This window comes from Klebsiella sp. CN_Kp075 (assembly GCF_040065055.2).
In the GTDB taxonomy this organism is placed as follows: domain Bacteria; phylum Pseudomonadota; class Gammaproteobacteria; order Enterobacterales; family Enterobacteriaceae; genus Klebsiella; species Klebsiella aerogenes.
In genome coordinates, this window is the sequence record NZ_CM198050.1 from 3,299,509 (window position 1) to 3,312,833 (window position 13,325).

Sequence of the window (13,325 nt, forward strand, 5' to 3'; positions counted from 1 at the left end):
TGTTCGTCAGAAATGTACGCACACCGGCTGATCAACGCGCATAACGGACTCCTGGGCGAATCGCGTCTTATACGTATTACGCAGCGCTTCAATCCCCTGCTCACTTTTCGCATCATTGCTGTGAATCAGCATCAGCGCCTTGCTGGACTCGCGGGCCACTGCGCCATTGTTACCTAACCACTGGCCGCGGGCATCAAAAACCGTCAAGCCATCGCGAAAACGCGGCGTCACATCGCGGTCGACAAACTGCTGCCACTCCTGGGCGGTAATATCTTTCCCCGCTGGCCGGCTAAGGCCGAAATAAAGGGTGGTTTGCACCATCGCGTTGTCCGCCGGACAGGCGTTATTATCAACGCGCACGGCGCTTTTCTCGGATGGCGCCACGCATCCTGTCAACAGTGCGGCAACGATCAGCGCCGCGGCGGCCTGGGGTAATTTCATTTGCTATCCTCATTGTTTTTTGTACCCAGATATCAGCGTATTTTCAGTGAATTAGCAAGAGAGGCGCGAACATTACTCTCTGGCGATACGGCGTATTTTCTTTTGTTCTACACTGATAAACACAGCCTGGGCGAAATTCTTTTTTAAATTATTTCCTGCGTTTTTTATTTCAAAGACTTCTCTATAGTTGAGCGTTTTTAACTGGCCTGGCGGCCGCGTAAAATAACAACTGGAATAATTCATGATAGAAAATAATGAGTTAGCTAATATTGAGAAAAGAATTGTCACCCGCTTTCTCGATATGTTTATTAAGTTCGGCTTGATACTGGCGCTGGCCTCCTTCTGCTTTACCGTCTTCTCGCCGTTCCTGAACATGATGCTATGGGCGCTGATCCTGGCCGTCACCCTCTACCCTTTACATCAACACATCGCGCGACGTATCGGCGGGCGACAGGGGCTGGCATCAACCATATTGGTATTATTCGGCCTGCTGATTATCGTCATCCCGACCATTTTCATGGTGACCTCGCTTGGCGAAAGCGCCGGTAGCCTGATTGATAAGGTCAGCGGCAGCGATCTCACGCTGCCGCCCCCTTCGGCCAACGTCGCCTCTATTCCCCTCGTCGGCGGTAAGCTGTATGCGTTCTGGCTGAAGGCCTCGGCGGACCTGCCGGCGGTACTGAGCAGTTATCACACGCAAATTGGCGAGGCGGCGAAACTGGTGCTCGGCGTGCTGGCAAGTATGGGCGGCGGGCTGCTGGGCTTTGTCCTCTCCTTTATTGTCGCCGGCGCCATCATGACCTGGGGCGCGGCAGGTGCCAACAGCGCTAAACGTATCGCCGTTCGTATCACCGACGAAACTAAAGGTGTTGCCCTGAGCCGCCTGTGCACCGGCACCATCCGCGCCGTCGCGCAGGGGGTGATCGGCGTGGCGCTGATTCAGGCCTTGCTGACGGGAATTATCATTGCATTGGCGGGGATCCCGGCCGCCGGTATCTTCTTCGTGCTGGCGCTGGTGCTCGGTATCGCGCAAATCCCGGTGATACTGGTCACCGCCCCGGCGATTGCCATTATGTGGATGACCGGCGACCACGGCACCGCGGTGAATATCGTGTTTACCGTCCTGCTGATTGTCGCCGGGATGGTCGATAACGTCCTCAAACCGCTAATGCTGGGGCGCGGCGTAGACGCGCCGATGCCGATCGTTCTGCTCGGCGCGTTGGGCGGCATGGCCACCGATGGCATTCTCGGGATGTTTATTGGCGCCACTCTGCTCTCCATCGGGTATCTGATCTTCATGAACTGGGTAAACGAAGGCGCGGCGAAGTAACCGCCTGACCGCCAGCAGCTTTCCGCCGGGCCGTACAGGCGGCAAAAAAAACGGCTCCCTGATGGGAGCCGTTGCGGTTTCTGGTGCTCGCTACTTTTATTCAGCGGTAGCGCGTACCGGCGGCGCAGAATGGTAATGCGCGTCCGCTTCGGCAAAACGCTGCTGCATGGCCGCCGATGGCGCTTTGCCCAGCAGGCTGAAGACCACAATCCCGATACTGCCGAACAGGAAGCCAGGGATGATTTCATACAGTCCCAGCCAGCCGAACTGTTTCCAGACGATAACCGTAACCGCGCCAATAATCATCCCGGCCAGCGCGCCGTTACGAGTCATACGCGACCACATCACCGAGAACAGCACCACCGGGCCAAATGCGGCGCCGAAGCCTGCCCATGCGTAGCTGACCAGACCCAGTACGCGGTTTTCCGGGTTAGCGGCCAGCGCAATCGCAATCAGCGCTACCACCAGCACCATGAAGCGGCCGATCCAGACCAACTCTTTCTGACCGGCGTTTTTACGCAGGAAGGCTTTATACAGATCTTCGGTAATCGCGCTGGAGCAGACCAGCAGCTGGCAGCTCAGGGTCGACATGACCGCCGCCAGAATGGCCGACAGCAGGATCCCGGCAATCCACGGGTTAAACAGGATTTGCGCCAGTTCGATAAATACCCGTTCGGCGTTCTGATTAACCGCGCCCGCCAGGCTCGGGTTGTTATTAAAGTAGGCGATACCGAAGAAACCGACCGATACCGCGCCCGCCAGACAGAGGATCATCCAGGTCATACTAATACGACGCGCATGAACAATGCTGTGGTGAGAATCCGCCGCCATAAAGCGCGCCAGAATATGCGGCTGGCCGAAATAACCGAGACCCCAACCCATCAGCGAAATAATCGCCACGAAGTTCAGTCCCTTGAGCATGTCGATATTTTCGATGCTTTTTTGCTTAATCACTTCCAGCGAATCGCCGAAACCGCCGACCGAGATAATCACCATCACCGGCGTTAAAATCAGCGCGAAGATCATCAGGCTGGCCTGCACGGTATCGGTCCAGCTCACCGCCAGGAAACCGCCCACGAAGGTATAGATGATTGTCGCGGCGGCACCGGCCCACAGCGCGGTTTCATAGCTCATACCGAAGGTGCTTTCGAACAGACGCGCGCCGGCAACAATCCCGGAAGCACAATAAATAGTGAAGAACAGTAAGATAACCAGCGCGGAGATAATACGCAGCACACGGCTTTTATCTTCGAAGCGTCCGGTAAAATAGTCCGGCAGCGTCAGGGCGTTGTTGTTGACTTCGGTATGCACGCGCAGGCGCCCGGCCACCAGTTTCCAGTTAATCCACGCCCCCAGGGTCAGGCCGATGGCGATCCAGCTTTCGGAAATCCCGGAGAGAAAAATCGCCCCCGGTAACCCCATCAGCAGCCAGCCGCTCATATCTGATGCACCGGCAGAGAGCGCGGTCACAAATGGCCCAAGGCTGCGGCCGCCGAGAATATAATCGTCAAAGTTCTTGGTTGAGCGCCAGGCAATAAAACCTATCAGTACCATGCCAAAAATATAAACAATAAACGTCACCAACATGGGTGTGCTAATAGCCATGCAAATCTCCAGAATTTATTTCGACAACGTCCAACTTTGTCGTTTTATCCACTACCGGAACGGGGTAATGGCGTATTGGTTGTATTGGGCGAGCGTATCCTGACGGATGCGTCGGTATTTCACAAACGATTTAACACAGCATTTACACGAAAGTTGTCTCAGGAAAAATAGCAATTTTCTATAGGTTGCACTCCCTCACGTTTTTACGGGTTGCACCTGAAAAAACTGTTAAGCAACGCAGATAAATACGTTATTTGAATGAGGCTATTTATTGGAAAATCTTATCAAGGCTATTAACAATTCATTCATTTCTCAGCTTGCTAGCCAGGTCACAATTAACAAGGTTGCACAAAGTTGCAACATAGGTGATATTTCTACGCAACCAATAAAAGGGCATTACATAGCTAACAGGAGTTCCCGCAATGGGCACCACCACCATGGGTGTAAAACTTGACGACGCCACGCGCGAACGCATTAAGTCCGCCGCGAGCCGTATTGACCGCACGCCGCACTGGCTGATTAAGCAAGCTATCTTCAACTATCTGGAAAAGCTGGAAAACGACGAGACGCTACCGGAACTGCCGGCGCTCCTTTCCGGCGCCGCCAATGAAAGCGATGAAGCAGGCGCTCCGGCGGACGAGCCGTATCAGCCGTTCCTGGAGTTCGCCGAACAAATTCTACCGCAATCGGTCAGCCGCGCGGCGATCACTGCGGCCTGGCGACGCCCGGAAACCGATGCGGTACCGATGTTGCTGGAGCAGGCCCGTCTGCCGCAGCCGTTAGGCGAACAGGCGCACAAGCTGGCCTACCAGCTGGCGGAAAAGCTGCGCAACCAGAAAACCGCCAGCGGCCGCGCTGGCATGGTGCAGAGCCTGCTGCAGGAGTTCTCGCTTTCCTCGCAGGAAGGCGTGGCGCTGATGTGCCTGGCCGAAGCGCTGCTGCGCATTCCGGATAAAGCCACCCGCGATGCGCTAATCCGCGACAAAATCAGCAACGGCAACTGGCAATCGCATATCGGCCGCAGCCCGTCGCTGTTCGTTAACGCCGCCACCTGGGGGCTGTTGTTTACCGGGAAACTGGTGTCGACGCATAATGAGACCAGCCTCTCCCGCTCGCTGAACCGCATTATTGGCAAGAGCGGCGAACCGCTGATCCGCAAAGGCGTGGATATGGCGATGCGCCTGATGGGCGAGCAGTTCGTCACTGGCGAAACCATCGCCGAAGCGCTGGCCAACGCCCGCAAGCTGGAAGAGAAAGGGTTCCGTTACTCCTACGATATGCTCGGCGAAGCCGCGCTGACCGCCGCCGATGCGCAGGCCTATATGGTCTCTTATCAGCAGGCGATCCACGCCATCGGTAAAGCCTCCAACGGCCGCGGCATTTATGAAGGGCCGGGGATCTCAATTAAACTTTCCGCGCTGCACCCGCGCTACAGCCGCGCGCAGTATGACCGGGTCATGGAAGAGCTCTATCCGCGCCTTAAATCGCTGACGCTGCTGGCGCGCCAGTACGACATCGGCATTAACATCGATGCCGAAGAGGCCGACCGCCTGGAGATCTCCCTCGACCTGCTGGAAAAACTATGCTTCGAACCGGAGCTGGCCGGCTGGAACGGTATCGGCTTTGTTATTCAGGCCTATCAGAAACGCTGCCCGTTTGTGATTGATTCGCTGATCGACATGGCGACCCGCAGCCGCCGTCGCCTGATGATTCGCCTGGTGAAAGGCGCCTATTGGGATAGCGAAATCAAACGCGCGCAGATGGAAGGCCTCGAAGGCTATCCGGTTTATACCCGTAAGGTCTACACCGACGTTTCGTATCTCGCCTGCGCCAAAAAGCTGCTGGCGGTACCGAACCTGATTTATCCGCAGTTTGCCACCCATAACGCCCATACGCTGGCGGCTATCTACCAGCTGGCGGGGCAAAACTACTACCCTGGCCAGTACGAGTTCCAGTGCCTGCACGGCATGGGCGAACCGCTGTATGAGCAGGTCGTGGGCAAAGTCGCCGACGGCAAACTAAACCGTCCGTGTCGTATCTACGCGCCGGTCGGTACCCATGAAACGCTGCTGGCGTATCTGGTGCGTCGTCTACTGGAAAACGGCGCCAATACCTCCTTCGTTAACCGTATCGCGGATAATACCCTGCCGCTGGACGAACTGGTGGCCGATCCGGTCAGCGCGGTCGAAAAACTGGCGCAGCAGGAAGGCCAGGCCGGCCTGCCGCATCCGAAAATTCCGCTGCCGCGCGATCTCTACGGTAACGGCCGCAGCAACTCCGCCGGTCTGGATCTGGCTAACGAACACCGACTGGCCTCCCTCTCCTCTTCGTTGCTTAACAGCGCGCTGCATAAATGGCAGGCGCTACCGATGCTGGAGCAGCCGGTGGTAGAAGGCGAGATGCAGCCGGTCATTAACCCGGCGGAACCGAAAGATATCGTCGGCTACGTCCGCGAAGCCAGCGATGCCGAAGTGCAGCAGGCGCTGACAAGCGCTATCAATAACGCGCCAATTTGGTTCGCCACTCCGCCGCAGGAACGCGCCGCCATTCTTGAGCGCGCTGCCGTACTGATGGAAAGCCAGATGCCGACCCTGATGGGGATCCTGGTGCGCGAAGCTGGCAAAACCTTCAGCAACGCCATTGCTGAAGTGCGCGAAGCGGTCGACTTCCTTCACTATTATGCCGGTCAGGTGCGCGACGATTTCGATAATGAAACCCACCGTCCATTGGGCCCGGTCGTCTGTATCAGCCCGTGGAACTTCCCGCTGGCGATCTTCACCGGCCAGATTGCCGCGGCGCTGGCGGCAGGCAACAGCGTGCTGGCCAAACCGGCCGAGCAGACGCCGCTTATCGCCGCGCAAGGCGTAGCGATTCTGCTGGAAGCCGGCGTACCGCCGGGGGTGATTCAACTGCTGCCGGGCCGCGGGGAAACCGTCGGCGCCGCGCTAACCTCAGACGAACGCGTTCGCGGCGTAATGTTTACCGGTTCGACCGAAGTAGCGACGCTGCTGCAGCGCAACATCGCTAACCGCCTTGATGCGCAGGGCCGTCCGACACCGCTTATCGCGGAAACCGGCGGCATGAACGCGATGATCGTCGACTCGTCGGCGCTCACCGAGCAGGTGGTGATCGACGTACTGGCCTCGGCTTTCGACAGCGCCGGCCAGCGCTGTTCCGCCCTGCGCGTGCTTTGCCTGCAGGAAGAAGTCGCCGACCATACGTTAACCATGCTGCGCGGCGCGATGAGCGAATGCCGGATGGGTAATCCGGGTCGCCTGACCACCGATATCGGCCCGGTAATCGACGCGGAAGCCAAAGAGAATATCGAACGCCATATTCAGGCGCTGCGCGCGAAAGGCCGCAATGTCTTCCAGGCGGTACGTGAAAATAGCGAAGATGCCCGCGAGTGGAATCATGGTACTTTCGTGGCGCCGACGCTTATCGAACTCGAGAGCTTCGACGAACTGAAAAAAGAGGTCTTCGGCCCGGTTCTGCACGTGGTGCGCTATAACCGTAACGAACTGGATAAGCTGGTTGAGCAGATTAACGCCTCCGGCTACGGCTTGACCCTCGGCGTGCATACCCGTATCGACGAGACCATTGCGCAGGTCACCGGCAGCGCGAAAGTCGGTAACCTGTACGTCAACCGCAATATGGTTGGCGCGGTGGTCGGCGTACAGCCGTTCGGCGGCGAAGGGTTATCGGGCACCGGCCCGAAAGCCGGCGGCCCGCTGTACCTGTATCGTCTGCTGTCCAGTCGCCCGCAGGGCGCGGTCGGCGTCACTTTCGCCCGCCAGGATGCGGAGCGTCCGCTGGACGCCCAGTTGAAAACGCTGCTGGAGAAACCGCTGCAGGCGCTGCAGCAGTGGGCGGCTGGCCGTCCTGAACTGCAGGCGCTGTGTCAGCAATACAGCGAGCTGGCGCAAAGCGGCACCCAACGCCTGCTGCCAGGGCCAACCGGCGAGCGCAATACCCTGACGCTGATGCCGCGCGAGCGCGTATTGTGCGTGGCGGATAACGAGCAGGACGCGCTGATTCAGCTGGCGGCGGCGATGGCGGTTGGTTGTGAAGTGCTGTGGCCGGATAGCGCCCTGCAGCGCGAACTGGCGAAGAAACTGCCGCGTGAGGTCAGCGAGCGGATTCATTTTGCGAAAGCGGATCAGTTGACCAGTCAGGCCTTCGACGCGGTCATTTATCATGGTGATTCCGATCAGCTGCGCGAGCTGTGTGAGCAGGTGGCGGCGCACGACGGGGCAATTGTATCGGTGCAGGGCTTTGCCCGCGGCGAAACCAATCTGCTGCTGGAGCGCCTGTATATCGAGCGTTCATTGAGCGTCAACACCGCCGCGGCAGGCGGTAACGCCAGCCTGATGACCATCGGCTAAAACGGGCTCCCCGGTGGCGCTACGCTTACCGGGGCTACATAACCCCGCCAAAGGGTAGCCCGGCCGCCATCCGGGACATCTACGGTGTGTTCAACTAATGACAGCCGACGTTAGCTGTGCTTAATTAAGGCTCCCGGACGGGAGCTTTTTTTTATGGGAGTAGAACGATGAAACGCACTTTAATTGCCGTGGCTGCCCTATTAGCCAGCGGCGCGGCGTGGGCGGATGACTGCAGCAATGCCAACACGCAAACCGAAATGAACCAGTGCGCCGCCGCACAATATCAGGCGGCCGATAAAAAGCTGAATGAGACCTGGGAGCAGGCGCTGAAACGCGCCTCCGGCAAACAGCTTGAATTGCTGAAAAAAGCCCAGCAGGCGTGGATTTCCCTGCGTGACGCCGACTGCGCGTTTCTCGCTTCCGGCGCGGAAGGCGGCAGTATGCAACCGATGCTGATAAGCCAGTGCATGACCGATAAGAGCGTCGAGCGCGAAGCCTTCCTCGCCTCGCTGCTTCAGTGCGAAGACGGCGACCAAAACTGCCCGCTGCCGCCAGCTAATTAACGTACGCGGATCCCTTCGATAATCATCCGCTGCACGTTATCCACAGTTTGCTGGAAAAACTGCTCATCCTGCAGCGTTGCGCCGGTTACCGCCTCCACCTGAGTGGCGAAATCGGCGTAATGCTGCGTCGTCGCCCAGATCATAAAGATAAGGTGCTGCGGATCGACCGCCGCCAGCTTGCCGCTATCAATCCATGACGAGATTATCGCCGACTTTTCATCTATCAACGCCTTCAGATCGCCGGTCAGTTCGCCCATGAGCAGCGGCGCCCCCTGTAGCATCTCCAGACAGAACAGTCTGGAGGCCTGAGGATGATCGCGCGATACTTCAAGCTTAAGGCGAATATATTCGCGGATCGCCACCAGCGGGCTGATATCTTCGCGAAATGCCCGCAACGGCGCCAGCCAGATGGCGAGGATCCGCTGCAGCACGGCAACGTACAGCGCCTCTTTTGACGGGTAGTAATAGAGTAAATTGGTTTTCGATACCCCGGCCAGTTCAGCGACCTGTTCCAGCCGCGTACCGTGAATGCCGAACTGCGAGAAGGTCTCCAGCGCAGCGGCCAGAATGGCCTCTTTTTTGGCGCTCACCGCCTGTGAACGCTTGCCGGTTTTTTTCACGGCGCCCTGTGCCATACGTCTTCTCCTTCAGTAGTCGTCTTCAGCATAGCAAAAGCCCCTCGCCGACACGACCCTGCGCACTCCGATCGCGCATGACTGCCGTTTTTTCGTGCACTGATTTTGACCATTCGGTCCACATTTTCATCATCAAATCCGGCAACCATTACACAACACATTAATAACAAAACCTTTTTTAAAACTGGCATTACCTTTGCTTTATTTCCACTGCGAGGTGGTTCGGGGAGAGGCAGGATGCCGCACCGCGCGATTTCATCTTCCATGACGACAGAGAGGTAGTTATGAAAATCGGTGTTTTCGTTCCCATTGGTAATAACGGCTGGTTAATTTCCACGCATGCGCCGCAGTATATGCCGTCCTTCGAACTGAATAAGGCGATTGTGCAGAAGGCCGAGCGCTACCATTTCGACTTCGCGCTCTCCATGATCAAACTGCGCGGCTTTGGAGGAAAAACGGAATTCTGGGATCATAACCTGGAATCGTTCACCCTGATGGCCGGTCTGGCGGCGGTGACGTCGAAGATAGAGATTTATGCCACCGCCGCGACGCTGACGCTCCCTCCGGCCATCGTCGCCCGCATGGCGTCCACTATCGACTCTATCTCCGGCGGACGTTTTGGCGTGAATCTGGTGACCGGCTGGCAAAAACCGGAATATGACCAGATGGGGATCTGGCCCGGCGATGAATACTTCGCCAGTCGCTATGACTACCTGACTGAATACGTTACGGTTCTGCGCGACCTGTGGGGCACCGGGCGCAGCGATTTTAAAGGTGATTACTTCACCATGAACGACTGCCGGGTCAGCCCGCGGCCCTCGCAGCCGATGAAGGTTATCTGCGCCGGGCAAAGCGACGCCGGCATGGCGTTCTCCGCCCAACACGCCGACTACAACTTTTGCTTTGGCAAAGGGGTTAATACCCCCGCCGCCTTCGCGCCCACCGCCGCACGGATGATGCAGGCGGCGGAAAAAACCGGCCGCGACGTTGGCTCCTACGTGCTGTTTATGGTGATCGCCGACGAAACTGACGAAGCGGCCCGCGCTAAATGGGAACACTACAAGGCCGGCGCGGATGAAGAGGCGCTGGCATGGCTGACCGAACAGAGCCAGAAAGATACCCGCTCCGGCAGCGATACCAACGTCCGCCAGATGGCCGACCCCACCTCCGCGGTCAACATCAATATGGGCACCCTCGTCGGCTCTTATGCCAACGTCGCCCGTATGCTCGATGAGGTGGCGGCGGTCCCCGGTACCGACGGCGTACTGCTGACCTTCGATGATTTCCTGCAGGGCATTGACGCCTTCGGCGAACGTATTCAGCCGTTGATGCGCTGCCGTGACCATATTGCTCCCATTACCCGCGAGGTGGCCTGATGATTACCCTTCCCGCTCGCCCGGAATCGCTGACCTTCGCGCCCCAGCACAGCGCGCTGATCGTGGTCGATATGCAAAACGCCTATGCAAGCCAGGGCGGATATCTGGATCTCGCCGGTTTTGACGTCTCCGCCACCCGGCCGGTTATCGATAATATTAATCTCGCGGTGGCCGCCGCCCGCGCCGCAGGCATGTTAATTATCTGGTTCCAGAATGGCTGGGACGAACAGTATGTGGAAGCCGGCGGCCCCGGCTCGCCGAATTACCATAAATCCAACGCGCTGAAGACCATGCGCCAACGCCCGGAACTGCAGGGCAAGCTGCTGGCAAAAGGCGGTTGGGATTATCAACTGGTTGACGAATTGCGGCCGCAGGAGGGCGATATCGTCCTGCCGAAACCGCGCTACAGCGGTTTCTTCAATACCCCGCTCGACAGCATTTTACGCAGCCGCGGTATTCGCCACCTGGTGTTCACCGGCATCGCCACCAACGTCTGCGTCGAATCGACGCTGCGCGATGGCTTCTTCCTCGAATACTTCGGCGTGGTGCTGGAGGATGCCACCCATCAGGCAGGCCCCGCCTTCGCGCAACAGGCGGCGTTGTTCAACATTGAAACCTTTTTCGGCTGGGTCAGCGATGTCGGCAGCTTCTGTCGCGCCATAGAAGGCGCCGCCCCGCTCGCTTTTTGCGAGGAGAAACGCTATGCCTAAACAGGTGATTATTCCCCCCGGCACCGCTACGCCGATTGCCCCCTTTGTTCCTGGGACGCTCGCCGACGGGGTGGTGTATGTCTCCGGCACTCTACCGTTTGATAAGCAAAACAATGTGCTCTACCCCGGCGACCCAAAGGCGCAAACCCGTCACGTGCTGGAGACCATCAAATGCGTTATCGAAACGGCGGGGGGCAGTATGGCGGATGTGACCTTCAACAGTATCTTTATTACAGACTGGCAAAATTACGCCGCGATTAACGAGGTCTACGCCGAGTTTTTCCCCGGTGATAAACCGGCGCGTTTCTGTATTCAGTGCGGGCTGGTGAAACCCGATGCGCTGGTGGAGATTGCCAGCGTCGCCCATATCGGTACTCCAACATGATGAGGCTCAATATTGCCCCGCCGCCGTGGCCCGGCGCGCCGGTGGTGGTGCTGAGCGCCGGGCTTGGCGGCGCTGGCGCGTACTGGCTGGCGCAGCGGGCGGCGCTGGAACAACATTATCAACTGGTGCTCTATGACCATAACGGTACCGGGGAGAATAGCGGCCCGTTGGCGGAAAATTACAGTATGGCGACCATGGCGCAGGAGCTTTTCCTCGCTCTGCAAGCGGCCGGTCTCACGCGCTTCGCGCTGGTAGGCCACGCGCTGGGGGCGCTGATTGGCCTGCAGCTGGCGCTCGACTATCCACGCGCGGTCAGCGCCCTGGTGCTGGTCAACGGCTGGCTGACGCTGTCGCCGCATACCCGCCGCTGCTTTCAGGTCCGCGAACGCCTGCTGCATGCCGGCGGCGTTCAGGCGTGGGTCGAGGCTCAACCGCTGTTTCTCTATCCGGCAGAGTGGATGGCAGCCCGCCTGCCGCGTCTCGAAGCTGAAGACGCGTTGGCCATTAGCCATTTCCAGGGCAAGGAGAATCTATTGAAACGGCTGCAGGCCCTGAAACAGGCGGATTTTTCGCGCCGCGCGGCGGCTATCGCCTGCCCGACGCTCATCATCAGCGCCGCCGACGACCTGCTGGTCCCCGCCTCCTGCTCGCGAATGCTGCAGGCGGCGATACCCGGTAGCCGACTCGTGGAAATGGCCTGGGGCGGCCATGCCTGTAACGTTACCGACAGCGACACTTTTAACCCTATCTTACGCGACGGTCTGGCGGCCCTGCTGCCGGTCGCCGAGGAGAATATATGAGCGAAGCAATCAACCAAAAGGCTTGCGAAACCCTTTTCACCCGTGCCCGGACCTACAATGGCTGGCGAGATCTCGCGGTTAGTGACCAGCAACTGCGGGCAATTTACGACCTGATGAAAATGGGGCCGACCTCGGCCAACTGTTCACCGGCGCGAATCGTTTTTGTGCGCAGCGTCGAGGGCAAAGCGAAACTCCGCCCAACGCTCTCCAGCGGCAATGTGGAAAAAACCATGCAGGCGCCGGTCACCGCCATCGTGGCCTGGGATAGCGCGTTTTACGACCGCCTGCCCGCGCTGTTTCCCCACGGCGACGCCCGGAGCTGGTTTACTTCCAGCCCGCAGCTGGCTGAGGAAACCGCCTTTCGCAACAGCTCGCTGCAGGCGGCGTATCTGATTTTCGCCTGCCGCTCGCTGGGCCTCGACACCGGCCCGATGTCGGGGTTCGAGCGCGAGAAAGTCGATGCGGCGTTTTTCGCCGACAGCGGCTGGAAAAGCAATCTGCTGGTGAATATCGGCTATGGCGACCCCGGCAAACTGTACGACCGACTGCCGCGCCTGACCTTTGATGAAGCCTGCCTGCTGGTATAAGGAGACGATAATGAACCTAGCGGATCGACAAAGTTTTCGCGACGCCATGGCCCACGTCGGCGCGGCGGTGAACATTATCACCACCGAAGGACCTGCCGGGCGCGCCGGTTTTACCGCCAGCGCGGTCTGCAGCGTAACGGACACCCCGCCTACGCTGCTGGTGTGCCTCAACCGTTCGGCCTCGGTCTGGCCGATATTCAGCGAGCATCAGACCCTTTGCGTCAATACCCTCGCGGCAGGGCAGGAGGAATTATCGACTATCTTTGGCGGCAAAACCCCGATGGCGGAACGTTTCGCCGCCGCCGTCTGGCAAACCGGCGCGACCGGCTGCCCGCGGCTGAAAGAGGCGCTGGTCAGTTTCGACTGCCGCATCGACCAGCGGCTGCAGGTCGGCACCCATGACATTCTGTTTTGCCAGGTCGTGGCTATCAGCCGCCAGCCGGAACCGCGCGGTCTGATGTGGTTTGACCGCGGCTACCACACGCTTATGCGGCCCGTTTGTTAACCT

Annotated in this window: 12 protein-coding genes; 9 read left to right on the forward strand and 3 right to left on the reverse strand. The window is 58.6% G+C overall.

Going from position 1 to position 13,325, the window contains the following annotated elements; all coding sequences use genetic code 11:
- Nucleotides 1-6 precede the first annotated feature (6 nt).
- The gene (locus ABLV78_RS15825) at nt 7-441 is read right to left on the reverse strand and encodes a DUF3574 domain-containing protein (protein WP_047043559.1); all 435 of its coding nucleotides are present in this window, start codon (nt 439-441) and stop codon (nt 7-9) included.
- A 241-nt stretch (nt 442-682) separates the two neighbouring features.
- Here ABLV78_RS15825 and ABLV78_RS15830 point away from each other — a divergent pair, with 241 nt between their 5' ends.
- The gene (locus ABLV78_RS15830; protein WP_072251571.1) at nt 683-1,771 is read left to right on the forward strand and encodes an AI-2E family transporter; all 1,089 of its coding nucleotides are present in this window, start codon (nt 683-685) and stop codon (nt 1,769-1,771) included.
- A 96-nt stretch (nt 1,772-1,867) separates the two neighbouring features.
- Here the strand turns inward: ABLV78_RS15830 and putP are convergent, their stop codons facing one another.
- Nucleotides 1,868-3,376, reverse strand: coding sequence for a sodium/proline symporter PutP (gene putP / locus ABLV78_RS15835; RefSeq protein ID WP_045365591.1), 1,509 nt, complete (start codon nt 3,374-3,376; stop codon nt 1,868-1,870).
- A 422-nt stretch (nt 3,377-3,798) separates the two neighbouring features.
- Here putP and putA point away from each other — a divergent pair, with 422 nt between their 5' ends.
- Nucleotides 3,799-7,761, forward strand: a complete 3,963-nt coding sequence (putA, locus tag ABLV78_RS15840) for a trifunctional transcriptional regulator/proline dehydrogenase/L-glutamate gamma-semialdehyde dehydrogenase (RefSeq protein ID WP_047043562.1) — start codon at nt 3,799-3,801, stop codon at nt 7,759-7,761.
- A 167-nt stretch (nt 7,762-7,928) separates the two neighbouring features.
- A complete protein-coding gene (locus ABLV78_RS15845; RefSeq protein ID WP_045396958.1) occupies nt 7,929-8,324 on the forward strand; it encodes a lysozyme inhibitor LprI family protein in 396 nt (131 codons plus the stop codon).
- Here ABLV78_RS15845 and rutR read toward each other — a convergent pair.
- The gene (rutR, locus tag ABLV78_RS15850; RefSeq protein WP_045396960.1) at nt 8,321-8,959 is read right to left on the reverse strand and encodes an HTH-type transcriptional regulator RutR; all 639 of its coding nucleotides are present in this window, start codon (nt 8,957-8,959) and stop codon (nt 8,321-8,323) included. The two genes, ABLV78_RS15845 and rutR, sit on opposite strands and share 4 nt — an antisense overlap.
- A gap of 284 nt (nt 8,960-9,243) precedes the next feature.
- On the opposite strand from rutR, the gene rutA reads away from it, so the two are divergent.
- From rutA to rutF, 6 genes are read left to right on the forward strand one after another with little or no spacing between them, the layout of a single operon-like run.
- Entirely contained in the window at nt 9,244-10,335 is a 1,092-nt protein-coding gene (gene rutA / locus ABLV78_RS15855) for a pyrimidine utilization protein A (protein WP_045396962.1), read from the forward strand.
- Nucleotides 10,335-11,045: a pyrimidine utilization protein B gene (rutB, locus tag ABLV78_RS15860; RefSeq protein WP_047043566.1), complete on the forward strand. Its 711-nt coding sequence runs from the start codon at nt 10,335-10,337 to the stop codon at nt 11,043-11,045. The genes rutA and rutB overlap by 1 nt, the downstream gene beginning before the upstream one ends.
- Nucleotides 11,038-11,430, forward strand: a complete 393-nt coding sequence (gene rutC / locus ABLV78_RS15865) for a pyrimidine utilization protein C (RefSeq protein ID WP_047043569.1) — start codon at nt 11,038-11,040, stop codon at nt 11,428-11,430. The genes rutB and rutC overlap by 8 nt, the downstream gene beginning before the upstream one ends.
- Nucleotides 11,427-12,230 (forward strand): pyrimidine utilization protein D, encoded by an 804-nt coding sequence (gene rutD, locus ABLV78_RS15870; RefSeq protein WP_047043572.1) that lies wholly within the window; start codon nt 11,427-11,429, stop codon nt 12,228-12,230. The genes rutC and rutD overlap by 4 nt, the downstream gene beginning before the upstream one ends.
- The gene (locus ABLV78_RS15875; protein WP_047043575.1) at nt 12,227-12,817 is read left to right on the forward strand and encodes a malonic semialdehyde reductase; all 591 of its coding nucleotides are present in this window, start codon (nt 12,227-12,229) and stop codon (nt 12,815-12,817) included. Before rutD ends, ABLV78_RS15875 begins: the two co-directional genes overlap by 4 nt.
- 10 nt (nt 12,818-12,827) lie before the next feature.
- Nucleotides 12,828-13,322, forward strand: coding sequence for an NADH-dependent FMN reductase RutF (gene rutF / locus ABLV78_RS15880; protein WP_047043578.1), 495 nt, complete (start codon nt 12,828-12,830; stop codon nt 13,320-13,322).
- Nucleotides 13,323-13,325 lie beyond the last annotated feature (3 nt).

Coding starts and splice junctions, on each gene's coding strand:
- ABLV78_RS15825 (WP_047043559.1), bottom strand. CDS start 441: ATGAAATTACCCCAGGCCGCCGCGGCGCTGATCGTTGCCGCACTGTTG.
- ABLV78_RS15830 (WP_072251571.1), top strand. CDS start 683: ATGATAGAAAATAATGAGTTAGCTAATATTGAGAAAAGAATTGTCACC.
- putP (WP_045365591.1), bottom strand. CDS start 3,376: ATGGCTATTAGCACACCCATGTTGGTGACGTTTATTGTTTATATTTTT.
- putA (WP_047043562.1), top strand. CDS start 3,799: ATGGGCACCACCACCATGGGTGTAAAACTTGACGACGCCACGCGCGAA.
- ABLV78_RS15845 (WP_045396958.1), top strand. CDS start 7,929: ATGAAACGCACTTTAATTGCCGTGGCTGCCCTATTAGCCAGCGGCGCG.
- rutR (WP_045396960.1), bottom strand. CDS start 8,959: ATGGCACAGGGCGCCGTGAAAAAAACCGGCAAGCGTTCACAGGCGGTG.
- rutA (WP_045396962.1), top strand. CDS start 9,244: ATGAAAATCGGTGTTTTCGTTCCCATTGGTAATAACGGCTGGTTAATT.
- rutB (WP_047043566.1), top strand. CDS start 10,335: ATGATTACCCTTCCCGCTCGCCCGGAATCGCTGACCTTCGCGCCCCAG.
- rutC (WP_047043569.1), top strand. CDS start 11,038: ATGCCTAAACAGGTGATTATTCCCCCCGGCACCGCTACGCCGATTGCC.
- rutD (WP_047043572.1), top strand. CDS start 11,427: ATGATGAGGCTCAATATTGCCCCGCCGCCGTGGCCCGGCGCGCCGGTG.
- ABLV78_RS15875 (WP_047043575.1), top strand. CDS start 12,227: ATGAGCGAAGCAATCAACCAAAAGGCTTGCGAAACCCTTTTCACCCGT.
- rutF (WP_047043578.1), top strand. CDS start 12,828: ATGAACCTAGCGGATCGACAAAGTTTTCGCGACGCCATGGCCCACGTC.